Genomic DNA, 24,563 nt, shown 5'->3' on the forward strand with positions numbered 1-24,563 from the left:
CAGCCGCCGTCCCCACCGCCCAGCCGGCGTGCCGCCGCCCCCGCCCGGGCCCTTGGCAGTGCCGACACTAAACCTCAGGCGGCCACGAGGCTGTGACCAGCACTTTCACCGAGTTGTCCACAGCTTCTGCACCGGTCTACCCACAGGCCCCGCCCCAACCTCTCCGACAACCGCCCGCCGAGGCCGTAGATCCACACCCACCTCCGCGGCGAAATGTCAACGTCGCGACGGAACCGTTTCGTGCCAACGTTTTCCACACTAATCCACAGCTCTTCACAGGACTTGTCCCCAACGGTGGACAACTTCGCGCCCCGTTCCGCACAGATGTGGAGAACTCCTGGGGAAATCGATGTGGACAGACACTGAGCGTCACAACGTTGCCCACACCCTGTGGACGGGTGTGGATTTCCTGTTGAAGGTTCTGGGGACGACGAGCCGGTAGCGTCCCAGCGTTATCCCCAGACCCGGGGACAAACCCGGTGGATAAGCGGTGGACAGCCGGTGGACAACGGTGGACAACCGCCGTCTCGTCCGCGGCTGTGGACGCAGACCCCGGTTTATACCCCGGTTGCCCACATGTGAATCACCGGTGGATAACCCGCTGACCTGCGACAACGTGAGTTCTCCACAGTGTGCACAGGCCCGATGATTACGACTGATATCTCTCTGCTGAAAATCCAAAACCCAATCATCAGCGTTGGGGAAGGTGTGGACGAGCCGCTCGCGGCCCGATCCACCCCGGGCAGGTCCAACCAGCATCGGGGGCCGGGCGGACGTCACGCCCACCCGCGCCATAGAGTTCAGTGGGCTCCATCAGCACATCCAAAGCTGGTCCGTCTCGAAAGCTGGTCCGTCTCGAAAGCTGGTCCGTCTCGAAAGCTGGTCCGCCCGAGTAGGTCAGTCTCGAGCTGAACCCTCTTGAGGTGGTCCGTCTCGAGCCGGTCCAGGTGAGTGGCCGGCGCAGGTGAAAGGCTGGTCCAGGTCAGTGGCCGGTCCAGGTCATCGGCGACGACCGGTGCACGAGCGGGCCGGGCAGGTGAGCTGGTCGGGCACACAACCCGATCGGGCACACCACCCGGGCCGGCGACAACCCGGTCCGGCACACGACCCGGTCCGGTGCACAAGCCGGCCCAGCAGACAAACTGGTCCGGTGCGCAAGCTGGTCCGATACATGACCCGGTCTGGTGCACAACCGGTCCGGCGTACAAGCTGCTCTGGTGCACAAGCCGGTCCAGCTCCGAAGCTGGTTCCGATCTCAAGCTGGTTCGTCGAGGAAAGTGACGCGGAGGGCATGGCATGAAGTTCCGGGTGGAGCGAGACGCACTCGCCGACGCGGTGGCGTGGACGGCCAAGAGCCTCCCCAGCCGTCCTTCGGTGCCGGTCCTGGCCGGGGTCATGCTGCGGGTGACAGACGGCAGGCTGCACGTCTCCGGCTTCGACTACGAGGTCTCCAGCCAGGTGAGCGTGGAGGTGCAGGCTGACGCCGACGGCGCCGCCCTCGTCTCCGGCCGGCTGCTCGCCGAGATCACCAAGGCGCTCCCGGCCAAGCCGGTCGACATCGCCGCGGTGGGGTCGCACCTGGAGCTGGTCTGCGGCAGTGCCCGCTTCACCCTGCCGGTGATGCCGGTGGAGGACTACCCGACTCTTCCCGACATGCCGTCCAGCGCCGGCACGGTCGACGCCCAGGCGTTCGCCGTCGCCGTCGCGCAGGTGGCGGTCGCGGCCGGGCGGGACGAGACGCTGCCGATGATGACCGGCGTACGGATCGAGCTGAACGGCTCGACGATGGCGATGCTGGCCACGGACCGGTACCGCCTGGCGATGCGTGAGCTGGAGTGGAACCCGGACGACCCCGACATCAGCCTGAACGCCCTGGTGCCGGCGAAGACGCTGAACGACACGGCGAAGGCGCTGGGCCCGATCGGTGGCGCCGTCACGCTCGCCCTCGCGCAGGGCAACGCCGGCGAGGGCATGATCGGTTTCGCGGGTGGCACCCGGCGCACCACGAGCCGGCTGCTGGACGGCGCCAACTACCCGCCGGTGCGGTCGCTGTTCCCGGCGAGCCACAACGCCGAGGCCCGGGTGACCGTCTCCGCCCTGGTCGAGGTGGTCCGCCGCGTCGCCCTGGTCGCCGAGCGCACCACCCCGGTCCTGCTGAGCTTCAGCGAGGACGGTCTCGTGGTCGAGGCGGGCGGCACCGAGGAGGCGCGGGCCAGCGAGGCCATGGAGGCGACCTTCACCGGTGAGCCGCTCACGATCGGCTTCAACCCGCAGTATCTGATCGACGGTCTGCAGAACCTGGGCGCCCCGACGGCCGTGCTGTCGTTCGTCGACGCCTTCAAGCCCGCTGTGATCTCCCCCGCAGCCGAAGACGGCGAAATCGTGCCCGGATACCGCTATCTGATCATGCCTATCCGGGTAACCCGCTGATACTGGGCTGGAAGAGTCACAAACCTAGGGGGAACATCATGCAGCTCGGCCTCATCGGACTGGGCCGGATGGGCGGCAACATGCGGGACCGCCTGCGCGCCGCCGGCCAGGAGGTGGTGGGTTACGACCACCACAAGGAGACCACCGACGTCGCGAGCCTCGCCGAGCTGGTCGAGAAGCTGGCCGCGCCGCGGGTGGTCTGGACGATGGTTCCCGCCGGCCAGATCACCGAGAAGACGATCGACGAGCTCGCCGAGCTGCTCTCCGAGGGCGACATCATCATCGACGGCGGCAACTCGAAGTTCACCGACGACGGCCCGCGCGCCGAGCGGCTCAAGGCCAAGGGCATCCACTACCTGGACTGCGGCGTCTCGGGCGGCATCTGGGGCAACACCAACGGGTACGCGCTGATGGTGGGTGGCGACGCCGAGATCGTGGCGCACTGCCAGCCGATCTTCGACGCGCTCAAGCCGGCCGGCCCGTACGGTTTCGCGCACGCCGGCCCGCACGGCGCCGGCCACTACGCCAAGATGGTCCACAACGGCATCGAGTACGGCCTCATGCACGCGTACGCCGAGGGCTACGAGATCCTGAAGGCCTCGGAGCTCGTCGAGAACGTCCCCGAGGTCATCAAGAGCTGGCGCGAGGGCTCCGTCGTGAAGTCGTGGCTGCTCGACCTCCTCGACCTCGCCCTGGACGAGGACCCCGAGCTCGCCAACCTCAAGGGGTACGCCGAGGACACCGGCGAGGGCCGCTGGACCGTCGACGAGGCCGTACGCCTCGCCGTGCCCGCCAATGTGATCGCCGCGTCGCTGTTCGCCCGGTTCGCCTCCCGCCAGGAGGACTCGCCGGCGATGAAGGCCGTCGCCGCGCTGCGCAACCAGTTCGGCGGCCACGCCGTCAAGCGCTGATCCATGTACGTGCGCCGGGTCGAGCTGACCGATTTCCGTTCGTACGAGCGGGTGGCGGTCGACCTCGACCCGGGCGTCAGCGTCCTGGTCGGCCAGAACGGCATGGGCAAGACCAACCTCATCGAGGCGCTGGGCTATGTGGCCACGCTGGACAGTCACCGGGTCGCCACGGACGCCCCGCTGGTCCGTGCGGGCGCGACCTCGGCGGTGATCAGGTGCGCAATCGTCCACGATGGACGTGAGCTGCTGGTCGAGCTGGAGATCGTCCCGGGCAAGGCGAACCGGGCACGGCTCAACCGTTCACCCGTACGCCGGTCCCGTGAGGTTCTGGGCGCTCTGCGCATGGTGCTCTTCGCGCCGGAGGACCTGGAGCTGGTCCGTGGTGATCCGTCCGAGCGCCGCCGCTATCTGGACGACCTGCTCGTGGCGCGGCAGCCGCGGTACGCCGGTGTGCGTTCCGACTACGACCGCGTGGTGAAGCAGCGCAACGCACTACTGCGCACGGCGTACCTGACGCGCAAAGTCGGCGGTACGCGAGGGCAGGATCTGTCGACTCTCGCGGTGTGGGATCAGCACCTGGCGCACCACGGCGCCGAACTGCTCGCCGGACGGATCGAGCTGGTGGGCGCGCTCGGGCCGCACCTGACGAAGGCGTACGACGCAGTGGCTGCCGGGCGGACGGCCGCGTCCATCGCGTACGCATCTCGTCTCGGCGACGGCCTCACGCCGGACCGCCCGGCGCTGGAGGAAGCCCTGCTCGCGTCGCTCGCCGAACGCCGTCAGGCGGAGATCGAGCGCGGCGTCACGCTGGTCGGACCGCACCGCGACGACCTCACGCTGTCGCTGGGGGACCTTCCCGCCAAGGGGTACGCGAGCCACGGCGAGTCCTGGTCGTTCGCGCTGGCGCTGAGGCTGGCGGCGTACGACCTGCTCCGCACCGACGGCATCGAGCCGGTGCTGATCCTCGACGACGTGTTCGCCGAGCTCGACGCGGGCCGGCGGCAACGGCTCGCGATGCTGGTCGCCGACGCCGCCCAGCTGCTGGTCACCTGCGCCGTGCCGGAGGATGTGCCGGCGGCCCTCCAGGGTGCCCGCTACGACGTCGGACCAGGAACGGTGACCCGTGTCTGAGGATCGCCCCGAGAAGAGCTCAGCGGCCGCCTCAGGTCCCTCGACGACGCCCGGGTCCGCCGAAGGCGCCGCGAGCGAGGGCATGGCTGGGCCTCAGCTCGCCCGGGCCGTCCTCGACGCCGCGCTCGCCAAGCGCCGGGCCGCCCAGCAGGCGCCGCGCCGGCGCACCCAGGCAGGCGAGGGTGACGGGCGACGGCTGCGCGGCTATTCCGGCCCGGGCCCCGATCCCCGGGATCCGCAGCTGTTCGGCGCGGTCCTCGAACGGATCCTGAAGCAGCGCGGCTGGCAGAAGCCGGCCGCCGAGGCGACCGTCTTCGGCGCCTGGGAGAAGGTCGTCGGCCCGGACATCGCCAAGCACAGCCGGCCGATGAAGCTCGACGACGGCGTGCTGACAGTGGAGGCGGAGTCGACGGCGTGGGCGACCCAGCTGCGTCTGCTGGCTGCCACCCTGCTGCGCAGCATCGCCGCCGAGGTCGGCCACAACGTCGTGAAACGGCTCAACATCCACGGCCCGGCAGCACCGTCCTGGAACAAAGGGCCGCGCCGGGTGCAGGGCCGCGGCCCTCGAGACACGTACGGCTGACAGCCGCTTCTCAGTAGTCCGCAAATACGGCGTACCCGCGGTCGGCGCAGCGGCGGTAGAAGCCGGCCAGGATCGCCAGTTCGGTACGCGCGAAGCTCCAGTGCGGGGCGTTGCCGGCGTCGTCGCGGAGCGCCGCCAGCCGCTGGTCCAGCCAGCGCAGCTGCTGCTCGGCGAGGCGCCCCGCCGCGACCGCCTCGCGCATCACCTTCGCCACGCTGTCGAACGTGACGAGGTCCCCGTACGGCTGGTGGCCCTCGACGAAGCGCTCCAGCCCGCCGGCGATCCACGCGCAGCCGTCCGGGTCGATGACCGGATCCTCGTCCTCGGCCGCCGCGTCCGTCGCGTAGAGGACGCCCTCCAGCCCCAGCAGCAGGTCCACCAGTTCCGTGTACGCGGTGGCGCGCACCGTACCCGTCTTGGCGATGTGCAGCGCGAGCGCGCCGGTGGGCGCGGCGATGTCCGGAGCGTCCGCGACGGCGCCGAAGTCGACGAACTCGGCCGGGGCGACCGGGTCGTAGAACCGGTTCGTCCGGGGCCAGTGCACGGCGACGTTGTCCAGCCCCTTGTCGTGCGCCATGGCGGACCACCTCTCCTCGACCTGCCGGCTGCGGACCGTCCGGCGGGAACCGTGCCCGCGGCGTGCGGACCGCCCGGCCGCGCACGGGTCCGCGCGGGCGAGGTTACGACACCTCCGCCCGGCGTTGTGAGGCAGTGTCGCAGCGCGTGTCGCCGACCCGGCGCAGGCGCGCCCCGTCGTCCACCACCGGACGCGTTCACCGTTGCGGGCGGAGCTTCTTCCGTGTAGGGGGACCCGTGGGAACGGCCCTCCGGGGCGCTACGGCAATCTGAGGTGCCCGTACGAGGGTGCCGGACCTCCGATAACTCGCCCGGACGGAGTAGAATCGACGGAGACCGGGAAGTCGCGAACCGTCACGGGCTGTTCAACCTTGCAGGGCTGTTCAACCCTTGCAGAGCTGTTCACCCCGCAAGGGGCCATCCGTCACGCTACGCGATTTTTCCAGCCGATCACGATCCGCGGGACGCCCGCGGCGACCGGCGCGCTCGGCTCCACCGGTGGTCCGCCTCCTCCTCGCGGCTCGCTCGCCTGTGGTTCGCCGTGCCCGCCGGCTGCCCGCCGGTCGCCCGCCAACCCCGTGGCCGGGCCTCCGCGTGGGGGACCGGGCGCGAGAAAGTGGCCGAGGGTGGCAGAGAAGAAGCAGGAATACGGTGCCGAGTCCATCACCGTGCTCGAAGGCCTCGAGGCGGTCCGCAAGCGTCCCGGTATGTACATCGGTTCCACCGGTGAGCGCGGTCTGCACCACCTGGTCTGGGAGGTCGTGGACAACGCCGTCGACGAGGCGCTCGCCGGGTATTGCGACACCATCGACGTGGTCCTGCTGGCCGACGGCGGCGTCTCGGTCACCGACAACGGCCGTGGCTTCCCGGTCGACCTGCACCCCAAGCTGAAGAAGCCGGGTGTCGAGGTCGCGCTGACGGTGCTGCACGCGGGCGGCAAGTTCGACGGCAAGGCGTATGCGGTCTCCGGCGGTCTGCACGGCGTCGGCGTCTCGGTCGTGAACGCGCTGTCGACCCGGATGGCCCTGGAGATCCACAAGTCGGGGAACGTGTACCGGCAGAAGTACAACGCCAGCAAGCCCGGGCCGTTGGAGAAGGGCGAGCCGACCGACAGCACCGGCTCGACGGTGCAGTTCTGGCCGGACCCGACGATCTTCGAGACGGTCGAGTTCGACTTCCAGACGATCTACCGCCGGCTGCAGGAGATGGCGTTCCTGAACAAGAGGCTGACCATCAACCTGCTCGACGAGCGGCCGGACCATGTCGACGAGGAGGGCAAGGCCCGCCAGGTCACCTTCATGTACGAGAACGGCATCGCCGACTTCGTGCGCCACCTCAATGCCACGAAGAGCCCGATCCACAAGACGGTGGTCGAGTTCAGCGCCGAGGACAACGAGGCGCGGATGGCCGTCGAGATCGCGATGCAGTGGAACGAGTCGTACGGCGAGTCGGTCTACACGTTCGCCAACCGCATCAACACGCACGAGGGCGGCACCCACGAGGAGGGCTTCCGCGCCGCGCTGACCGGCATCGTCAACCGGTACGGCATCGAGAAGAAGCTGCTCAAGGCCGACCAGAAGCTCTCCGGCGAGGACATCCGTGAGGGTCTCGCGGCGATCATCTCGGTGACGCTGGCCAACCCGCAGTTCGAGGGTCAGACGAAGACCAAACTCGGCAACACCGACATGAAGAGCTTCGTCCAGAAGGTCGCCAACGATCAGCTGGCCGACTGGTTCGACCGCAACCCGGCCGAGGCGAAGGCGATCATCACCAAGGCCGACCAGGCCGCCCGCGCCCGCATCGCCGCGCAGCAGGCCCGCAAGCTGGCCCGCCGCAAGTCGCTGCTGGAGTCCGGCTCGATGCCGGGCAAGCTCGCCGACTGCCAGTCGACCGACCCGCGGGTCTCCGAGCTGTTCATCGTCGAGGGCGACTCGGCAGGGGGCTCGGCCAAGCAGGGCCGCGACAGCCAGATCCAGGCGATCCTGCCGATCCGAGGCAAGATCCTGAACGTGGAGAAGGCCCGGATCGACCGGGTGCTGAAGAACAACGAGGTCCAGTCGCTGATCACGGCGCTCGGCACCGGCATCCACGACGACTTCGACATCGCCAAGCTGCGCTACCACAAGATCGTGCTGATGGCGGACGCCGACGTCGACGGCCAGCACATTCAGACGCTGCTGCTGACCCTGCTGTTCCGCTTCATGCGGCCGCTGGTCGAGGTGGGCCACGTCTATCTGGCCGCCCCGCCGCTGTACAAGATCAAGTGGAACAAGCGCGGTGACGACGCGCAGTACGCGTACTCGGACCGGGAGCGTGACGGTCTGATCGCCCTGCGGCAGCAGAAGAAGCCCAACGCCAAGCCGGACGACATCCAGCGGTTCAAGGGTCTCGGCGAGATGAACTTCCGCGAGCTGTGGGACACGACGATGGACCCGGCCACCCGGACGCTGCGTCAGGTCACCCTCGACGACGCCGCCGTGGCGGACGAGCTCTTCAGCGTCCTCATGGGCGAGGACGTCGAGGCGCGCCGTTCGTTCATCCAGCGCAATGCCAAGGACGTGCGCTTCCTGGACATCTGATCCGTCGTGAGCGGCGTCACGCGACGCCGCTCACCTCGGGTTATGCACAGCGTTCCACTGCTTTCCACAGCGTTATCCACAGCTAGTTGCGCAGCTCATACCCGTTTGTCGGGTTTGACCGTAAGTAAGGGTTAACTGTGACGGATACTCCCGAGATCCCCGCCGAGGAGCCGCAGGACGCCACCGGCGGCGGCGTGGGCCAGCGCGTCGAGCCGGTCGGCCTCGAGGTCGAGATGCAGCGGTCGTACCTCGACTACGCCATGAGCGTCATCGTCGGGCGCGCGCTGCCGGACGTCCGCGACGGGCTCAAGCCGGTGCACCGCAAGATCCTGTACGCGATGTACGACTCGGGCTTCCGCCCGGACCGCGGGTACGTCAAGTGCGCCCGCGTCGTCGGCGACGTGATGGGTAACTACCACCCGCACGGCGACTCGTCGATCTACGACGCGCTGGTCCGCATGGGCCAGCCGTGGTCGCTGCGGTACCCGCTGATCGACGGCAACGGCAACTTCGGCTCGCCGGGCAACGACCCGCCGGCCGCCATGCGCTACACCGAGTCGAAGCTCTCGCCGCTCGCCATGGAGATGCTGCGGGACATCGACGAGGACACCGTCGACATGCAGGACAACTACGACGGCCGGACCAAGGAACCCACGATCCTGCCGGCGCGGTTCCCCAACCTGCTCGTCAACGGCTCCGAGGGCATCGCGGTCGGCATGGCCACCAAGATCCCGCCGCACAACCTGCGTGAGATCGCCGGGGCCGTGCAGTGGTACCTCGACAACCCCGACGCCGACGAGGCCACCACCCTCGAGGCGGTCCTGGAGATCGTCAAGGGACCCGACTTCCCCACCCGGGGGCTGATCGTCGGCCAGCAGGCGATCCAGGACGCCTACCGCACCGGCCGTGGCTCGATCCGGATGCGCGCCGTCGTGGAGGTCGAGGAGGACCAGCGCGGCCGGCCCTGCCTCGTGGTCACCGAGCTGCCGTACCAGGTCAACCCCGACAACCTGGCCGAGCGGGTGGCTGAGCTGGTCAAGGAGGGCAAGCTCACCGGCATCGCCGACATCAGGGACGAGAGCTCCGGGCGTACGGGTATGCGCCTGATCCTGGTCCTGAAGCGCGACGCAGTCGCGAAGGTGGTTCTGAACAACCTCTACAAGCACACCCAGCTGCAGGAGACCTTCGGCGCGAACATGCTCGCGCTGGTCGACGGTGTGCCCCGCACGCTGAACCTGGCGCAGTTCATCCGCTACTACGTCGACCACCAGATCGAGGTCATCCGCCGGCGGACGGCCTTCCGTCTGCGCAAGGCCGAGGAACGCGCGCACATCCTGCGCGGTCTGGTGAAGGCCCTCGACGCGCTCGACGAGGTCATCGCCCTGATCCGGCGCTCGCCCACGGTCGAGGACGCCCGCCAGGGCCTCATCCAGCTGCTCGACATCGACCAGGTGCAGTCCCAGGCGATCCTGGACATGCAGCTGCGGCGCCTCGCGGCCCTCGAGCGGCAGAAGATCATCGACGAGCTCGCCAGCATCGAGGTCGAGATCGCCGACCTCAAGGACATCCTCGCCAAGCCGGAGCGGCAGCGGGCGATCGTCTCGGAGGAGCTCGCCGAGATCGTGAGTCGTTTCGGCGACGACCGGAAGACCCAGATCATCCCGTTCGACGGCGAGGTCTCGATGGAGGACCTCATCGCGCGCGAGGACGTTGTGGTGACCATCACACGAACTGGTTACGCGAAGCGCACGAAGGTCGACCTGTACCGCTCGCAGAAGCGCGGCGGCAAGGGCGTGAGCGGCGCATCTCTGCGTCAGGACGACATCGTCAGCCACTTCTTCGTCATCTCGACGCACTCCTGGATCCTGTTCTTCACGAACAAGGGCCGGGTCTACCGCGCGAAGGCGTACGAGCTGCCGGAGGCCAACCGCGTCGCGAAGGGCCAGCACGTCGCCAACCTGCTCGCCTTCCAGCCGGACGAGCACATCGCGCAGGTCATCCAGATCCCGAACTACGAGGTCGCGCCGTACCTTGTGCTCGCCACCAAGAATGGCCTCGTGAAGAAGACCCGCCTCACCGAATTTGACTCCAACCGCAGCGGTGGCATCATCGCCATCAACCTGCGGGAGGATGACGAGTTGGTGGGCGCCGCGCTGGCCGCTCCGGAGAACGACCTGCTCCTGGTGTCGAAGAACGCCCAGGCCATCCGGTTCAACGCGACCGACGAGGCGCTGCGGCCGATGGGGCGGGCCACCTCCGGCGTGATCGGCATGCGCTTCGGCGACAGCGACGAGTTGCTCGCGATGGAGGTCGTGCGTGAGGGCCTCGACGTTTTGGTCGCCACCAACGGCGGGTATGCGAAGCGGACGCCGATCGAGGAGTATCCCGTGCAGGGGCGGGGTGGCAAGGGCGTACTGACCGCGAAAATCACGGAGCGTCGTGGTGGCCTCGTCGGAGCGCTCGTGATCGACCCGGAGGATGAACTGTTTGCCATCACCAGCAATGGTGGTGTCATCCGGACTCCCGTGAAGCCTGTACGGCGCACGCGGGATCGGAACACAATGGGGGTCAAGCTGATGGACCTCCCAGAGGGTGTAACCATCGTGGCGCTTGCTCGTAATGCCGACGAGCCTGACGAACAGGACTAGTTGATGCCGGAGACACAGGCGAAGTCGGGAGGTCCGGGGGCCTCGGCGACTCCCGTCGGTGCGGAGCCCAAGAAGGACGGCGCCGCACCGGCCGGGCGTGAGGCCGCAGGCCGCGCGGCGGTCCCCGCCGAAGCCCCGTCCCCGCCGAAGTTCACCCGCGCGCCGGGCATGGCCCCGCCGCCGGGCGAACCGCCCGCCGACAGCGACGGCCAGGCCGACGGCAAGCGCCCGGCCGGCGCGGGGGCGAAGGGCGCGGTGAAGGGCTCGGCCACTGTGCCGATCGTCACCAAGGGCAAGAGCGGCGGCGCCGCACCTGCGGCGCCGGCCGCGCGTGCGGGGGTCGCGCCACCACCGGCGAACCCCGCCACGGCCCCGCAGCGGCCCGGTGAGGCCCCCAAGCGCCCGTCCGGTGGCACCGCCGCCGGCTCGGCCGCCGTGGGCGCCGCCCGGGTGTCGGAGACCGTCCGCTCGGCCCGCAACACCGTGTCGTCGGCCGCCGCCCGCGGTCCCCGGCGCGCCCGGCTGAACCTCAAGCGGATCGACCCCTGGTCCGTGATGAAGTTCGCGTTCGCCGTCTCCATCGTCCTGTTCATCGTCGTGGTCGTCGCCACGTCGGTGCTCTACCTCGCCCTCGACGCCATGGGCGTGTGGGGCGAGGTCAACAAGAGCCTCGAAAGCCTCGTCAACTCCGCGGGCGGCACCGACGGCTCCTCGGGCGGCGGCTTCCGCATCACGGCCTGGGGCGTCATCGGCACCTCCATGCTGATCGGCGCGGTGAACGTGGTCCTGTTCACGGCGCTGGCCACCCTCGGCGCCTTCATCTACAACGTCTGCGCCGACCTGGTCGGAGGCGTCGAGCTGACGCTCGCCGAGCGGGACTGACCGGCCCGGCGTCGAGTCCCGCCCCGGGCACTCGGCGCCGCTGAGAGCGTAGGTATCGGCCGTCACGTTCGCGTGGCGGCCGATTTCGTTTCTCCCGGGAAGCGGGGCGCGCCGGATGCCTCGATTCCCGTCGCGCAGGCCCTTCGACGCTTGCTGGCTGCCGGGCCGCTTGGCTGCTTGGCCGCGGGGCCGCTTGGCTGCCGGGTCGTTTGGCCGCGGGGCCGCTTGGCTGCCGGGCCGCTTGGCCGCGGGGCCGCTTGGCCGCCTCGCCGCCGGTCCCGATGCTCGCTGAGCGCCACGGGCGGGGGTGGCTCCGGACCGCCGGCACCAACGTCCCGGCCGTCGTCGGAAGCGGGCGACTTGACCGGCCGCCGCCTTAATCCGCTGGCGTCGCCGGGCCGGGGCTGATTTCGTGGTGGGACCGGTGACGGCCCGGCGGCCCCCGATTTGGGCGACCGGAACCGGGTACGGTAACCTTCGTGTCGCTGTCACGGGGCTATAGCTCAGTCGGTTAGAGCGCAGAGCTGATAACTCTGAGGTCGCTGGTTCGATTCCAGCTAGCCCCACCACGCACGTCCTCCGCCGAAGACCTAAAGGGGACCAGGCCCATGCTGAAGAAGCTCCTCCTCGTCGCCGGCATCGTCGGCGCGGCCGCCCTGGTGGTCAAGAAGGTCAAGGCCTCCAGCGACGAGCGCGCCCTGTGGCACGAGGCCACGACGGCACCCGACCTGCGATAGGTTTCCCGGTCTGGGGGCCCTAGCTCAACTGGCAGAGCACCGCCTTTGCAAGGCGGGGGTTAGGGGTTCAAGTCCCCTGGGCTCCACTTATCCGCATCGACTTCGGCCCCGGGCTGTTATGGCCTCGGGGCTTTTTCACGCTCGTACGGCCCTCGGCTTTCTCGCGCGCCCTGCCCCGGCGACCTCGCTGCTCGCTTCCCTCGAAGGGCCGCGTCAGTCTCTGCGTCGCATCTGTTGCCGGGCGGTGTGGTGGCTCAACCCCGCAGCGGCAACCCCCGCAGCGGCCACCCTCAACCCCCGCAGCGGCCACCCCGACCTCACCGCCAGTCGGTGCCTCGTGGGCGCCCCTGCCCCTGGGTGGGGCGTAGTCGAGGACCGCGGCGGTCTGCTTCCGGGCCGCGGCGCGCATCGATAGGCTTTCTCGCCGAGCGTGAAAGAGCCATCGGCCGTTCGGTTGTTGCATTAGGTCAACCATCGCGCCAATATCCACGTGTGACGATGCGCACACGGAGCTGGATGACCACGGGCGAGGCAGCGGTACTGCTGCGGTCGTCGCGGGCTCATGTCGTCGATCTGTGCCTGCGCGGGCTGTTGCCGTACGTGACGATTGAGGGGCAGCGGCGGATCCGGCGGTCCGATGTCGAGGCGCTCATCCAACCGGGGATGAGCCGGGAGCAGCTGCAGGGGTTGTGGTTGCACCGGGCGGTCGCCGGCCGGCTCGTGCAGGACCCCGGAGCGATCATGGCAGCGGCCGCCATCAACCTGCGCCGTCTCCGCCGTCTGCACCCCGAAGGCCGGGGCTGGGAGTGGCTCGACCGGTGGGACGCCGTCCTCGACCAGGGCGTCGAGGCGGTTCTCGACGCGCTGACCTCCTCCGCCGAGTACGCCGTCGAGCTGCGGGCCGCGTCGCCCTTCGTCGGCATCCTCACCGAGGCGGAGCGTCGCCGGGTGCTGGCCGCCTTCGCCGCCAGCCGGGCCGACCATGCGCGCCCGATGCGACCCGAGAAGTTCGAGCGCGTTCTCCGCAGCGTCTGAACCCGAGGTCTCGCCGTCGCGCGGCTCGTCGATGCGCGTTCATCCGGCCCGTCCGGCAGCGGTGGGCCGCAGGACGGGCCGCGCACTCAAGCCGTCAGCGGTGCAGCCACGCCAGCAGATCTGCCGGTGCCAGTTCGGCTGTTCTGTGCTCGTACCGGAGAAGCTCTTCGGAGGTGAGGAGCTCGCGGCCGGCGCCGGACGTCCCGCGGCGGAAGAAGGCGTTGCGGTCCTTCATGATGCCGGCCGGGTCCGGGGCGAGACGGTCGGCGCGCGCTCTCATCTGCGCGAACGTTGCGGCTTCGACGAGCGTCGGCCAGCGCTCCTCCGGTACGTCGATGGCCAGCCGGGCGGCGAGGCGTCGCATCTCGCCTTCGAGGTTGTTCGCCAGGTCGGTGTAGTGCAGCAGGACGACGTTCGGGTCGTCGCGGCGACGCCAGGCGTCTGACAGGTGCCACATGACTCCCGGTAGCGAATCGAGCGACTCCGCCGGCTCGACCTCGTTGTTGATCCAGTCAACGAGGGAGTCGTGGAGGGGGCGGGCCTCCGGAGCCGGCTCGTCGGCCGCGGGCGGGTCCTGGCCCGGGTTGAGGAGTTCGGCGATGCGCGCGCGGTTGAGGTTGTCGCCCTGGTGGAAGAGGGAGACCGCCATGTCGAGCGGGTGCCGGGCGACCACGACGTACGTTGCTCTCGGGTCGAGGGGGATTCCGTCCAGCGGCGTGTGGGTCTTGATGAAGCGGCGGTGCTGCTGCTTCTCCAGGCGGGCATAGACCTCGTCGCGGGGCACGATCAGCCAGTCCAGCCACGGCGACAGCTCCGGGAGCGGTGCCGGCAGCTCGGGGTCCTGGAAGACGAGCAGCGCACAGATCATCTGCGCCCACGTCGTGCCGCTTTTCGATCGGGTACTGATCACGATGTCGCCCTGGCGGAACGGGAAGCCGTCCCAGCGGGCGCTGTCCTCGTCGGGGGAGCGGTAGCGCATTCCGCCCAAGCTAGGTCACCCCGTCACGCTGCGCGACCCCTTTCCGAGCCACGGGTACGGGCTTTCGTTCGCGTGTGCGTGCCTCTTCGTTCGCGCGGGCTTCGCCTCATCGTGAGTAGCCTTCACTCGTGAGTGGACGGAAACGAGCCGCGGCGATCATCGTGCGGGACGGGCGAGTGCTGATGGTGCACGAGCGGAGCCGGCGCGACGGCGGCCGCGAATGGTGGACGCTGCCGGGTGGCGGGATCGACCCGGGCGAGACCCCGGAGGACGCCGTACGGCGTGAGGTCCTGGAAGAGGTGGGGCTCGTCGTCAAGGAGGCGCGGTACCTGCAGGATGTGCCGTACCCGTCGGGCATGACCTCGGTGTTCGCGTGCACGGTGGGCGACGGCGAGCCGGAGCTCGGGCCGCACCTCGGCGGGCCGGAGCCGATCGGGCTGGCCTGGGTGCCGCTGCCGGACGTGGAGCCGGGGGCTGGAGGGCTGGTGCCGATCCCGCCCATGATCATTGCGATGCGGCTGGAGTAGGCGGCCGAGCCGGGGTGGCCTTGCCGCACCTGTGCCCTGAACGGCTTCGACCTGCTCCTCAGCGTCGGCAGGCTGGCCATAGCGCGGTGAAGTTGGCGGGACCGAACCGGTCGCTGATGAGCCCGGCCAGCACGTCGCACCCAAGGAGCCGTTGAGGCAGCGAGCCAGCGAGCCATCGACCCAGCGGGGCGTCGAGGCGTCGAGGAGCTGCCTGGCCTCGGTCAATCCCGGTGTCGGGGGATCGGCTTCGTGGAGTCGGGGTGGGCTGCGCCCGGGGTAGGCGTCCCGCTCGTCGGAGCCGGTTCCCGCGGGGAGGCCGGGGCGCGGCTGATGCTGCGGCGACGTTCCGTGACGAAGTAGGCGCTGCTGAGGGCGTACGCGAAAGTCAGAAGGAGCCCGACGGCCCGGACCCTCAGCGGGACGACGGCCGGGAGCGCGACGGCCAGAGCGGCCGCCGACCAGATCGCGAGCAGGGTCGCGTTGGCGGTGTCATGCGCGGCCCAGCGCGCGGTCCGGCGGCGCGCCTGGCGATGAATTTCGGTCAGCAGCGCGTGACCCATGCCGAGCGCGAGCAGACCGAGCAGCACGGTGGCGAAGATCGACTGGGCACCGCCGGCGACGGCCGCGACGGCCATACCGCCGGTGAGCAGGGCGAGGCCGCTGACCGTGCCGACCCGTGCGCTGCGTCTTTCCTCCACATCACATGACAGTCGGCAGGATCGGGGTCGGACTGAGCGGGGGGTCGGTCTGATTATGGGTACGGCTGGTGCGCGAGCTCGATGTGATTGGCCGCGTGGGCAGCTTGGCTCGGTGGGGTTGGCGGTCTTCTCGATGTGGGCGGCTTGGTTCAGTGGGGGCCGGCGGTCTTCTCGATTGGCCGCGACGCGGTGAGGCGGGCAGGCCTTCGGGCGGCCGGGACACCCGGCGCCCGGTTGAGGCGGGCCACCGGGCTGCCGCTGAGGCGTGCGTCCCGGGCCGGCACGCGGCCAGGACGTTGCCGGGTGTCGACGGTCTTATCGAGGGGCCGCGACGGGGTGGGTTGGGCAGGTTTTGTGGTGGCCGGGACACTGCCGGATGCCGACGGCGGGCTGAGTGGTTGGCCGGTCGGAATGCGGGCAGGATGACGGGCGTGATGGGATCTCTGAAGCTCGAGCCTGCGATCGCTCGCCTGGACCTGCTCGCCCGGCCGGTCGCTGCCGCGCTCGAGGTGTGGCCGGCGGATGCGCCGATCGACGGTGACCACGTGCTGGTGGCGCCGATCGACGGCGAGCTGGCCGACACCGCGGCCTTCTGCGAGGCGTACGGGGTGGGGCTCGAGCAGTCCGCGAACTGCGTGATCGCGGCCGGCCGCCGCGGCGAAGTGACCCGGCATGCGGCCTGCGTCGTCCTGTCCACCACGCGCGCGGACGTCAACGGTGTGGTGCGGCGGCACCTCGACGTGCGCAAGGCCAGCTTCGCGCCGATGGACGACGCGGTGCGGCTGACCGGCATGGAGTACGGGGGCATCACCCCGATCGGGCTGCCGAAGTCGTGGCCGGTGCTGGTCGACTCTCGGGTGGTCGCGATGCCGCACGTGATCATCGGATCGGGCGTACGGCACAGCAAGATCGCCATTGCGGGGCCGGCGTTGGGGGCGCTGCCCGGGGCCGAGGTGATCGAGGGACTGGCCCGTGAGGCGTAGCGGCCGGCCGGTCTAGCTTGGTTTCACGTGGAACATCATCGAGCCGCGTCGACGGCCTCACGGCGGGCGATCTCGTCGAGGGCCTGCCGGAGCACCGCTACCTCCTGAGCGCCCTGCACCGCGTACTTCCGGTCGATCACGAACGTCGGAACGCTGGTGATGCCCAGCTCGCGCGCCTCCAGCAGGTCAGCGTTCACCGCGTCCGTCCCAGCGGGCGACGCGAGGTAGGCCAGTGCAGCCTCCTCGTCGAGGCCGATGGAACCTGCGAGCCGCGCCAGGGCGGCGTGGTTCCCGATGTCGACGCCCTGCTCGAAATGCGCGCGCTGCAGCGTCTCGATCATCATCAGCTGGAGGTCCTGCCCGGCTGCCCACGCGATGAGCCGGTGCGCGTCGAACGTGTTCGCGTTGATCGCCCGGTCGAAATCGAGCGCGAGCCCGCCGGCCGCACCGATGGCGGTGACGTGCGCGAACATCTGCTCCGCACGCTGCGCGCCGCCGAACTTCTGCGCGAGGGCCTGCTTCGTCGGCACCGGCTGCGGCACGGGACTCGGATCCAATTGGTACGCCCGAAACGTGACAGTCACGTCCCCGGTGAACCCGTCGAGCGCCTCCTCCAGCCGACGCTTGCCGATGTAGCACCACGGGCAGACGACGTCCGACCACACCTCGATGTTCACGCTCGGGCCTCTTCCTGCTCGCGGATCTGACGCTTGAGCCGAGCCAGGATCGCCGTCCCGCCACGGATGCGCAGCGGACTGATCGCCGTGGCCAGGCCCATCCTGCTGTACAGGTCGTCGGGCACGGTGAGGATCTCGCCCGCCGAGGCGCCCTCGAGCCCTTCCGACAGGATGCCCGCGAAGGCCCGCGTGGTCGGCGCCTCGGGCGGGCAGTCGAACCACGTCTTGACCGTCTCGTCCGGCTGCACCTCGGCGCGGAGGAAGAACTGCGTCTGGCACTCCGGCACCTGTTCCATGCCCTCGTGATCCTTGAGCTCGGCGGGCAGGGGAGGCACCGAGTCGGCGAACTCCAGGAGCATCTCGAGCACGACCTCCCGAGGCGCGGAGGAGAACTCGTCGACGATCTCGGCCAGCTTCGGCGGCATGTCGCTCACGGATGTGACCCTACGTCGCCCAAGCACCCATCGCCGGTCCCGCCGGCCGGCCAACCGGGTGTCGATGGCCACGTCCGTCCCGGCCAGCTGTCGACGATCAGCCGGTGCGCGCCAACGAGCCTTGCACCGTCTGGCCGCCGCCCGACGACCAAGTCGTTGACGATCAGCTGGAGCATCAACGCGTCCCGCAACCGGCGGTCCCGGCGCCGGTGAGCGAGTCGGCAGGCAAGCCCTGCCGGACGGGTCGCGCCAGCGCCTCGTGCCGCGCGCGTACAGATCGGCGGCCCGGGCCGAATGGGTCAGGCCGGCGCTGAGGTCGGAACCAGGGCGACGTCGCTCAGGCTCAGAATCCCGACCACCTTGCGGTCGGCGTCGCACACCAGCAACCGGCGTACGCCGCGCTCGCGCATCGCCTGCACCGCCTCCTCCACCGTCGCGGCCTGCTCCACCATGATGAGCTCCACCGTGGCGATCGATGCCAGGGTCGTCGAGTGCGGCGGCAGACCTTCGGCGATCGCCCGGACCACGATGTCGCGGTCGGTGACCATGCCGGACATGGTGGGGCCGTTGGTCACGATGACGTCGCCGATGCCCTGGTCGCGCATGACCTGGGCCGCCTCGTCGAGCATCGTGTCGCCCGGCAGGTAGACGACCTTCCGGGTCATCACGTCCGCCACTGCCGTCCGAGCCATGGCTGTACCTCCCCGCGCTCGTACCCGCCCGTTACGCGAGCGGGTACCCGACCGTCTCATCGATTACACCCCGTGCCCCTCGGGCGAGGGATCGCCGCGGCCGGCCGCCGATCAGCCTGCGACGGCATCGACGACCTCCGGCAGGGCGACGTCGCGGCGTTCACCCGTACGGCGATCGCGTAGTTCCGCGTACCCCTCGGACAGACGGCGGCCGACCACGACGCAGCGTCGGATGCCGATCAGCTCCGCATCGGTGAACTTGACCCCGGCCGACAGTTGCGGCCGGTCGTCGACCAGCACGCGCAGCCCCGCGGCCGACAGGTGCGACGCGAGCTCGAGCGCCGCCGGTATCTGCCCCTCCTTGCCGGCGCCGATGACGTGCACGTCGGCCGGAGCGACCTCGTCGGGCCAGATGATGCCGCGGTCGTCGTGGTGCTGCTCGGCGATCGAGGCCACCGCGCGGGAGATGCCGATGCCGTAGGACCCCATGGTCGGGCGTACGGGTCGCCCGACGGCGCCGAGCACGTCGACCTTGAACACATCGGTGTAGCGGCGGCCGAGCTGGAAGATGTGCCCGATCTCGATGCCGCGGCGGATGGTCAGCGCACCCTCGCCGCACCGGGGGCAGGGGTCGCCGGCGCGGACCTCCGCCGCCTCGATCGTGCCGTCCGGTGTGAAGTCGCGTCCCGCTACGACGCAGGTCGCGTGCTTCCCGGGCTGGTTGGCGCCGGTCAACCATGCGCTCCCGGTGACGACGCGTGGATCGGCGAGGTATCGCACCTTGAGACCTTGCGGACCGAGGTAGCCGCGGACGAGGTCGGGCCGGGAGGCGAAGTCGTCGAACATCGTCGCGGTGGCGGGGGCGATGGCCGCCTCCAGGCGCTTCATGTCGACCTCGCGGTCACCGGGAACGCCGATGACCAGCAGCTCGTCCTTCTTGCCGGGGTGGTGAACGGAGACGACCACGTTCTTGAGGGTGTCCGCCGCCGTCCAGTCGGTGCGGCCGTCGAGCGCGCGGGCGTTGGCCAGGTCGACGAGGGATGCGATCGTCGGCGTCGCGGGAGTGTCGTGGACGGTGAGCGCACCGTGCTCGCGGCTGTCCGGAGGCGGCGCGGGCGTCACCACGGCCTCGGTGTTAGCCGCGTAGTCGCACCGGGTGCAGCCGACGAAGGTGTCCTCTCCGACCTCCGACACGGCGAGGAACTCTTCGGACGCGGAGCCACCCATCGCCCCGGACACCGCCGACACGATGGTGTGGTCGAGTCCGAGCCGTTCGAAGATGCGCTGATAGGCCGCCCGGTGCTTCGCGTACGCCTCGCGCAGTCCTTCTTCCGACAGGTCGAACGAGTAGGAGTCCTTCATCAGGAACTCCCGGCCGCGCAGCAGCCCCGCGCGGGGACGCGCCTCGTCGCGGAACTTGGTCTGCACCTGGAAGAGGATCAGCGGGAAATCGCGGTAGGAGCTCGTCATGTCCTGCACGAGCAGCGCGAACATCTCCTCGTGGGTCGGGGCGAGCAGGTAGTCGCCCCCGCGCCGGTCCTTCAGCCGGAAGATGTCGTCGCCGTACTCCGTCCAGCGTGCGGTGACGTCATAGGGCTCTCGCGGCAGGAGGGCCGGGAAGGCGACCTCCTGGCCGCCGATGCCGGCCATCTCCTCCCGGACGATCGCCGTGACGCGGTCGAGGACGAGTTTGCCGAGCGGCAGCCACGTGTATCCGCCCGGCGCCGCGCGGCGGATGTAACCGGCCCGCAGGAGCAGCCGATGGCTCGGCACCTCCGCTTCCGCCGGCTCCTCGCGCAGGGTCTTGAGCAGCATCGTGGACATTCGCGTGAGCATGCCCGAGAGCCTAGGGAGGCCCACCGACAGAAACATCCCGTTATCGCGCCCCTGCCCAGTGTCGCCAGCGTCACTCTGCCGTTCGTCGCCGACCGGTGGAAAACTCGCCTTGGATCTGCGACTGAGGAGACGTTCAGGGGGGCGGGGGCATGACCTGGAAGAGCTTCGTGGCGATGGGTGACAGCTTCACCGAAGGCATGGATGACGACTATCCCGACGGGACCTACCGCGGGTGGGCAGACCTGGTGGCGGCCCGGCTGGCCGTCGAGACCGGCCCCGATTTCGGGTACGCCAACCTGGCCGTCCGCGGCAAACTGCTCGACCAGGTTGTCGCCGAACAGGTGCAGCCGACCCTGGCGATGCGGCCTGACCTGGTCAGCTTCGCCGCGGGCGGCAACGACGTGCTGCGCCGCAAGGTGGACCCGTGGGGCCTCGTACACCGGCTCGATCCGGTCATCGGGCGGCTACGCGCAGCCGGCACCGACGTCATCCTCTTCCGGTTCGCGGACGTTACCGGCCACCTGCCGGGCCAGCGCATCGTCGGCCCTCGTGCTGCGGCGCTCAACGACGGCGTGCGTGAGCTGGCTCAGCGGCACGGCGCGTACCTCATAGATCTTTTCGCCGACGACGCCTTCCGGAACCCGCTGATGTGGAGTGCGGACCGCTTGCATCTGTCGGCCGCCGGACATCGACGTGTCGCCGCCCACGTTCTGACCACGCTCGGCGTGGGCGTCGACGAGGAGTGGATGCTGGTCCCGCCGATGCCCGCGCCGACGCCCTGGCTCCTGGCCCGCGGCGCCGACCTGCGCTGGGCCGGGCAGCATTTCGCCCCCTGGCTGAAGCGGCGGCTCGTCGGCGACTCATCCGGTGACGAGGTCACGGCGAAGCGACCCCGGCTGGCTCCCATCGACGCGATAGCGTGAGTGACATGTCCGTTGCGAACGACCCGGCGCCGTCTCTGCAGGCGTACGCCCACCCCGAGAAGCTGGTCACCACCGACTGGCTCGCCGCCAACCTCGACACCCCCGGCCTGGTGGTTGTCGAGTCGGATGAGGATGTCCTGCTCTACGACACCGGCCACATCCCCGGCGCCGTGAAGGTCGACTGGCACCTCGAGCTGAACGACCAGCTCACCCGCGACTACCTGGACCCGGCCCAGTTCGCAGCGCTGTGCGAGGCCAAGGGCATCGGCCGGGACGACACGATCGTCTTCTACGGCGACAACTTCAACTGGTGGGCCGCGTACGCGCTCTGGGTCTTCAGCCTGTTCGGGCACCGCGACGTGCGGCTTCTGGACGGCGGCCGGCAGAAGTGGGTGGCTGAGGGACGGAAGACGACCCGGGAGAAGACGGTACGCCCGCCCGCGACGTACCCGATCCCCACGCGCGACGACAGCCAGCTCCGCGCCTTCCGTGACCAGGTGATGGCGCACCTCTCGAGCGGCCGTCCCCTCGTCGACGTGCGGTCCCCGCAGGAATACACGGGTGAGCTGACCCACATGGAGGCGTACCCGCAGGAGGGCGCGCTGCGCGGCGGGCACATTCCCGGCGCGGTCAGCAAGCCGTGGAAGTCCGCCGCCAACGAGGACGGCACGTTCAAGCCGGCCGATGAGCTGACCAAGATCTATCAGGACGAGCTCGGCCTCGAATCGGGCGACGACATCATCGCGTACTGCCGGATCGGCGAGCGGTCGAGTCACACCTGGTTCGTGCTGCACCACCTGCTCGGCTACCCGCAGGTGCGGAACTACGACGGTTCCTGGACGGAGTGGGGAAACCTGGTCCGGGCGCCCATCGCCAAGGGTGCGGAGCCCGGCGGGCTCTCCTGACCTGCTGTTTCTCGCTGACGCCGTCCGGGTATCCGGACGGCGTCTTCTTTTGCGGGCCGGGCGCCGTCGAGGTTTTCCACAGGCAGGCTTCGCCGCGTGAACCAAATTCGGCTCGCTTCGCGATAGTCCTTGTGTGAGGCGCAGAAGGCAGACACCGGTCCGGCCGGTGACCCAGGACAGCAGCGACGCCGAGCTGTTGCGCGCCATCGCCGCGGAGGACATGGAGGCCCTGCACCTGCTGCACGGCCGCCACGCACCCTGGCTGAGGTTCCGGCTCACGCGCCGCTGTGCGGACCCTGACGTCGTCGACGCCGCGATCCAGGACACGTTCGTCGCCATCTGGCGGGATGCCCGGAATTATCGCGAGACCCGCGCCGATCCCGCCGGCTGGATCTGGACCATCGCGATCCGGCGGCTGATCGGCAACCTCCGCGGGCCGGGTCATCGGTGGGTGGGCGGCATTCCTGAGCAGGACGTCGAGACCGTGCCGTCAGCCGAGGACCTGGTGCTTCTCCGGGTCGAGCACGGCGACCTCGGCAAGGCCCTCGACCGGCTCTCGCCGGAACTGCGCGCGGTCATCCAGGCCACGGCGATCGACGGCCTCACGGTCAAGGAAGCGGCGCGTTACCTCGGCGTCGCGGAAGGCACGGCGAAGACCCGGCTGATGCGGGCCCGGGCACGGCTACGGGAGTTGCTGGCATGACCTCGAAGGAAACCGCCGCCACCTGGCACGCCGACGCGGAGCTTCTCGATGCGTACGCGGGTGGTCGGCTCACCTCCAGTCGCGTGATGGCGGTCGACGCGCACCTGCGAGCGTGCGCACTCTGCCGCGCGGCTGTGCCGACCGACATCGCCTGGCTCGAGCGCAGCTGGAGCGTGGTGACGGAGGCCCTCCAAGTCCCTCGACAGAGCCGGGCAGAGCGAGCGCTGGGAGGAGTCGGGCTCCCCGAGCATCGCGTGCGGCTGCTGGCTGCCACTCCCGCCCTGCGCTGGTCGTGGCTTCTGGCCACAGCCGCGGTGCTCGCGTTCGGCGTCGCCGCTGCCTATACCGGTCAGGAGGGCGCCCGTACGACGCTGGTGTTGTTCCTGGTGTTTGCCCCTGTGCTTCCTGTGCTGGCGGTCGCCACCGCGTACGGCCCACCCGCCGACCCGATGCATGAGATCACCTCGGCGACCCCCGTGGCCGGACCGTCGCTGGTGCTGTGGCGGGCGACGGCTGTCGTCGGGGTCTCCATGGCCATGGGCGCCGTCGCGGCGCTCCTGCTTCCCGGGCCGGGATGGTTGGCCGCCGCATGGCTGTTGCCCGCCTTCCTGCTGTGCGTCAGCACCCTTGCGCTGGCCACAGCCCTGCCCCTCGCCACCGCCGCCGGAGTCTTCGGCGGACTGTGGCTGATCGTCGTCGGCGGGGTGGCGATCGCCGGTTCACCTGTTCAGACGCTGTTCTTCGGCCCGGTCACTCAGGCCGGCTACCTCGCCGCGGCTGCCGTGGCGACCGCTGTCCTGACCGTGCGCCGACGCCGCCTCGACCCGGGGGAGACGAGATGACCACCGTCCGCATTCAAGGGCTCAGCAAGCGCTACGGATCCACGACCGCGGTGGACGATCTCGACCTGGACATCGGCATCGGCGTGACCGGCCTGCTCGGTCCCAACGGCGCCGGGAAGACCACCCTGCTGCGCTGCCTGGCGACGGCGCTCGCACCGGATCGGGGGAGGGTGGAGGCGTACGGGCTGGATCCGGCCGTCGGCGCCCAACGGACCGCGTTGCGCCGTCGCCTCGGCTACCTGCCGCAGGACCCGGGCCTCTATCCCAACTTCTCCGCCGCCGCGCTGCTCGACTATGTCGCCGTGCTGAAGGAGATGACAGACGGGCGTCGCCGCCGTGCCGAGGTGCGCCGGGTGCTGGAGGAGGTCGGGCTGACCGACCGAGCCACCGTGAAGGTGCGGAAGCTGTCCGGCGGGATGCGCCAGCGCCTCGGGCTCGCCCAGGCGCTCCTCGGCGAGCCCGATCTGCTGATCCTCGACGAGCCGACGGTGGGACTGGACCCCGAGCAGCGCATGCTCTTCCGCGCCCTGATCTCCCGGCTCGGGGAGACGCGTACGGTGCTGCTCTCCACCCACCAGACGGAAGACGTCGGCGCGCTCTGCGGACGTGTGGTGGTGATGAAGCAGGGGCGAGCGGTGTACGACGGCACCCCCCGAGGCCTCGCGCAGCAGGCTGAAGGCCAGGTGTGGTTGTCCGCCGAGCCACCGGAGACCAACCCGCTGTACTGGCGTAACTCCGACGGCGAGTTCCGCACACTCGGGCCGCAGCCGGCGAACGGCACGCCGGTCAAGCCCTCGATCGAGGACGGCTACCTGATGCTGCTGGGCCCGGAGGTGGCGGTCCGATGACCGC

The 24,563-nt window shown here is 69.8% G+C and carries 23 protein-coding genes and 2 tRNA genes; 18 read left to right on the forward strand and 7 right to left on the reverse strand.

Annotated features, from left to right (window positions below; all coding sequences use genetic code 11):
* The first annotated feature begins 1,296 nt into the window (after window positions 1–1,296).
* From dnaN to IT780_RS20700, 4 genes are all read left to right on the forward strand, one after another.
* On the forward strand, window positions 1,297–2,430 hold the full coding sequence (gene dnaN / locus IT780_RS20685; protein WP_199513252.1) for a DNA polymerase III subunit beta: 1,134 nt from the start codon (window positions 1,297–1,299) through the stop codon (window positions 2,428–2,430).
* 38 nt (window positions 2,431–2,468) lie between these two features.
* On the forward strand, window positions 2,469–3,341 hold the full coding sequence (gene gnd, locus IT780_RS20690) for a phosphogluconate dehydrogenase (NAD(+)-dependent, decarboxylating) (RefSeq protein ID WP_199513253.1): 873 nt from the start codon (window positions 2,469–2,471) through the stop codon (window positions 3,339–3,341).
* Between the two features lie 3 nt (window positions 3,342–3,344).
* Complete coding sequence (gene recF, locus IT780_RS20695; RefSeq protein WP_199513254.1) at window positions 3,345–4,472, forward strand: DNA replication/repair protein RecF; 1,128 nt, start codon at window positions 3,345–3,347, stop codon at window positions 4,470–4,472.
* A gap of 82 nt (window positions 4,473–4,554) precedes the next feature.
* Window positions 4,555–5,055, forward strand: a complete 501-nt coding sequence (locus IT780_RS20700) for a DciA family protein (RefSeq protein ID WP_199513255.1) — start codon at window positions 4,555–4,557, stop codon at window positions 5,053–5,055.
* A gap of 10 nt (window positions 5,056–5,065) precedes the next feature.
* Here IT780_RS20700 and IT780_RS20705 read toward each other — a convergent pair whose 3' ends face one another.
* Window positions 5,066–5,632, reverse strand: a complete 567-nt coding sequence (locus tag IT780_RS20705) for a hypothetical protein (protein ID WP_199513256.1) — start codon at window positions 5,630–5,632, stop codon at window positions 5,066–5,068.
* 625 nt (window positions 5,633–6,257) lie between these two features.
* Here IT780_RS20705 and gyrB point away from each other — a divergent pair.
* The 7 genes from gyrB (at window position 6,258) to IT780_RS20735 (ending at window position 13,512) form a co-directional block, all read left to right on the forward strand.
* Window positions 6,258–8,210 carry a DNA topoisomerase (ATP-hydrolyzing) subunit B gene (gene gyrB / locus IT780_RS20710; RefSeq protein WP_199513257.1) on the forward strand — a complete coding sequence of 651 codons (1,953 nt, stop codon included), beginning with the start codon at window positions 6,258–6,260 and terminating at the stop codon, window positions 8,208–8,210.
* A 137-nt stretch (window positions 8,211–8,347) separates the two neighbouring features.
* Entirely contained in the window at window positions 8,348–10,858 is a 2,511-nt protein-coding gene (gyrA, locus tag IT780_RS20715) for a DNA gyrase subunit A (RefSeq protein ID WP_199513258.1), read from the forward strand.
* Between the two features lie 3 nt (window positions 10,859–10,861).
* Window positions 10,862–11,740 carry a DUF3566 domain-containing protein gene (locus IT780_RS20720; protein ID WP_199513259.1) on the forward strand — a complete coding sequence of 293 codons (879 nt, stop codon included), beginning with the start codon at window positions 10,862–10,864 and terminating at the stop codon, window positions 11,738–11,740.
* Between the two features lie 492 nt (window positions 11,741–12,232).
* A tRNA-Ile gene (locus IT780_RS20725) sits at window positions 12,233–12,309 on the forward strand.
* A gap of 39 nt (window positions 12,310–12,348) precedes the next feature.
* Window positions 12,349–12,477, forward strand: a complete 129-nt coding sequence (locus IT780_RS42040; RefSeq protein WP_233413195.1) for a DLW-39 family protein — start codon at window positions 12,349–12,351, stop codon at window positions 12,475–12,477.
* A 13-nt stretch (window positions 12,478–12,490) separates the two neighbouring features.
* Window positions 12,491–12,563: transfer RNA gene (locus IT780_RS20730), tRNA-Ala, on the forward strand.
* A gap of 430 nt (window positions 12,564–12,993) precedes the next feature.
* Complete coding sequence (locus tag IT780_RS20735; RefSeq protein WP_233413196.1) at window positions 12,994–13,512, forward strand: helix-turn-helix domain-containing protein; 519 nt, start codon at window positions 12,994–12,996, stop codon at window positions 13,510–13,512.
* Between the two features lie 94 nt (window positions 13,513–13,606).
* On the opposite strand, the gene IT780_RS20740 is transcribed toward IT780_RS20735, so the two are convergent.
* Window positions 13,607–14,491: a sulfotransferase domain-containing protein gene (locus IT780_RS20740; protein WP_199513261.1), complete on the reverse strand. Its 885-nt coding sequence runs from the start codon at window positions 14,489–14,491 to the stop codon at window positions 13,607–13,609.
* A gap of 128 nt (window positions 14,492–14,619) precedes the next feature.
* On the opposite strand from IT780_RS20740, the gene IT780_RS20745 reads away from it, so the two are divergent.
* Entirely contained in the window at window positions 14,620–15,018 is a 399-nt protein-coding gene (locus IT780_RS20745; RefSeq protein WP_199513262.1) for an NUDIX domain-containing protein, read from the forward strand.
* A 221-nt stretch (window positions 15,019–15,239) separates the two neighbouring features.
* On the opposite strand, the gene IT780_RS20750 is transcribed toward IT780_RS20745, so the two are convergent.
* Window positions 15,240–15,716 (reverse strand): hypothetical protein, encoded by a 477-nt coding sequence (locus IT780_RS20750; RefSeq protein ID WP_199513263.1) that lies wholly within the window; start codon window positions 15,714–15,716, stop codon window positions 15,240–15,242.
* Window positions 15,717–16,150: 434 nt separating this feature from the next.
* Between IT780_RS20750 and IT780_RS20755 the strand changes: the two genes are divergently transcribed.
* A complete protein-coding gene (locus tag IT780_RS20755) occupies window positions 16,151–16,699 on the forward strand; it encodes a YbaK/EbsC family protein (protein WP_199513433.1) in 549 nt (182 codons plus the stop codon).
* Between the two features lie 35 nt (window positions 16,700–16,734).
* On the opposite strand, the gene IT780_RS20760 is transcribed toward IT780_RS20755, so the two are convergent.
* From IT780_RS20760 to IT780_RS20775, 4 genes are all read right to left on the reverse strand, one after another.
* Window positions 16,735–17,376, reverse strand: coding sequence for a DsbA family oxidoreductase (locus tag IT780_RS20760; protein ID WP_199513264.1), 642 nt, complete (start codon window positions 17,374–17,376; stop codon window positions 16,735–16,737).
* A complete protein-coding gene (locus IT780_RS20765) occupies window positions 17,373–17,810 on the reverse strand; it encodes a SufE family protein (RefSeq protein ID WP_199513265.1) in 438 nt (145 codons plus the stop codon). The genes IT780_RS20760 and IT780_RS20765 overlap by 4 nt, the downstream gene beginning before the upstream one ends.
* A gap of 299 nt (window positions 17,811–18,109) precedes the next feature.
* Entirely contained in the window at window positions 18,110–18,502 is a 393-nt protein-coding gene (locus IT780_RS20770) for a CBS domain-containing protein (protein WP_199513266.1), read from the reverse strand.
* A gap of 111 nt (window positions 18,503–18,613) precedes the next feature.
* Window positions 18,614–20,338: a proline--tRNA ligase gene (locus IT780_RS20775; RefSeq protein WP_199513267.1), complete on the reverse strand. Its 1,725-nt coding sequence runs from the start codon at window positions 20,336–20,338 to the stop codon at window positions 18,614–18,616.
* Window positions 20,339–20,487: 149 nt separating this feature from the next.
* On the opposite strand from IT780_RS20775, the gene IT780_RS20780 reads away from it, so the two are divergent.
* The 5 genes from IT780_RS20780 (at window position 20,488) to IT780_RS20800 (ending at window position 24,559) form a co-directional block, all read left to right on the forward strand.
* Entirely contained in the window at window positions 20,488–21,261 is a 774-nt protein-coding gene (locus IT780_RS20780) for an SGNH/GDSL hydrolase family protein (RefSeq protein ID WP_199513268.1), read from the forward strand.
* A 5-nt stretch (window positions 21,262–21,266) separates the two neighbouring features.
* Window positions 21,267–22,166 carry a sulfurtransferase gene (locus IT780_RS20785; RefSeq protein WP_199513269.1) on the forward strand — a complete coding sequence of 300 codons (900 nt, stop codon included), beginning with the start codon at window positions 21,267–21,269 and terminating at the stop codon, window positions 22,164–22,166.
* Window positions 22,167–22,299: 133 nt separating this feature from the next.
* Window positions 22,300–22,869, forward strand: a complete 570-nt coding sequence (locus IT780_RS20790) for an RNA polymerase sigma factor (protein WP_307831286.1) — start codon at window positions 22,300–22,302, stop codon at window positions 22,867–22,869.
* Window positions 22,866–23,711, forward strand: coding sequence for an anti-sigma factor (locus IT780_RS20795; protein ID WP_199513270.1), 846 nt, complete (start codon window positions 22,866–22,868; stop codon window positions 23,709–23,711). Before IT780_RS20790 ends, IT780_RS20795 begins: the two co-directional genes overlap by 4 nt.
* Window positions 23,708–24,559 carry an ATP-binding cassette domain-containing protein gene (locus tag IT780_RS20800; protein ID WP_199513271.1) on the forward strand — a complete coding sequence of 284 codons (852 nt, stop codon included), beginning with the start codon at window positions 23,708–23,710 and terminating at the stop codon, window positions 24,557–24,559. Before IT780_RS20795 ends, IT780_RS20800 begins: the two co-directional genes overlap by 4 nt.
* The last annotated feature ends 4 nt before the right edge of the window (window positions 24,560–24,563 follow it).

The organism is Nucisporomicrobium flavum (assembly GCF_016464385.1).
GTDB classification, from domain to species: Bacteria; Actinomycetota; Actinomycetes; order Mycobacteriales; family Micromonosporaceae; genus Actinoplanes; species Actinoplanes flavus_A.

What these genes read in the sequence shown, in the direction of transcription:
- IT780_RS20770 (WP_199513266.1), bottom strand. Translation starts at nt 18,502, where the DNA reads ATGGCTCGGACGGCAGTGGCGGACGTGATGACCCGGAAGGTCGTCTAC.
- IT780_RS20775 (WP_199513267.1), bottom strand. Translation starts at nt 20,338, where the DNA reads ATGCTCACGCGAATGTCCACGATGCTGCTCAAGACCCTGCGCGAGGAG.
- IT780_RS20720 (WP_199513259.1), top strand. Translation starts at nt 10,862, where the DNA reads ATGCCGGAGACACAGGCGAAGTCGGGAGGTCCGGGGGCCTCGGCGACT.
- IT780_RS20800 (WP_199513271.1), top strand. Translation starts at nt 23,708, where the DNA reads ATGACCACCGTCCGCATTCAAGGGCTCAGCAAGCGCTACGGATCCACG.
- gnd (WP_199513253.1), top strand. Translation starts at nt 2,469, where the DNA reads ATGCAGCTCGGCCTCATCGGACTGGGCCGGATGGGCGGCAACATGCGG.
- IT780_RS20780 (WP_199513268.1), top strand. Translation starts at nt 20,488, where the DNA reads ATGACCTGGAAGAGCTTCGTGGCGATGGGTGACAGCTTCACCGAAGGC.
- IT780_RS42040 (WP_233413195.1), top strand. Translation starts at nt 12,349, where the DNA reads ATGCTGAAGAAGCTCCTCCTCGTCGCCGGCATCGTCGGCGCGGCCGCC.
- recF (WP_199513254.1), top strand. Translation starts at nt 3,345, where the DNA reads ATGTACGTGCGCCGGGTCGAGCTGACCGATTTCCGTTCGTACGAGCGG.
- dnaN (WP_199513252.1), top strand. Translation starts at nt 1,297, where the DNA reads ATGAAGTTCCGGGTGGAGCGAGACGCACTCGCCGACGCGGTGGCGTGG.
- IT780_RS20705 (WP_199513256.1), bottom strand. Translation starts at nt 5,632, where the DNA reads ATGGCGCACGACAAGGGGCTGGACAACGTCGCCGTGCACTGGCCCCGG.
- IT780_RS20740 (WP_199513261.1), bottom strand. Translation starts at nt 14,491, where the DNA reads ATGCGCTACCGCTCCCCCGACGAGGACAGCGCCCGCTGGGACGGCTTC.
- IT780_RS20785 (WP_199513269.1), top strand. Translation starts at nt 21,267, where the DNA reads ATGTCCGTTGCGAACGACCCGGCGCCGTCTCTGCAGGCGTACGCCCAC.
- IT780_RS20700 (WP_199513255.1), top strand. Translation starts at nt 4,555, where the DNA reads ATGGCTGGGCCTCAGCTCGCCCGGGCCGTCCTCGACGCCGCGCTCGCC.
- IT780_RS20755 (WP_199513433.1), top strand. Translation starts at nt 16,151, where the DNA reads ATGGGATCTCTGAAGCTCGAGCCTGCGATCGCTCGCCTGGACCTGCTC.
- IT780_RS20795 (WP_199513270.1), top strand. Translation starts at nt 22,866, where the DNA reads ATGACCTCGAAGGAAACCGCCGCCACCTGGCACGCCGACGCGGAGCTT.
- IT780_RS20735 (WP_233413196.1), top strand. Translation starts at nt 12,994, where the DNA reads ATGACCACGGGCGAGGCAGCGGTACTGCTGCGGTCGTCGCGGGCTCAT.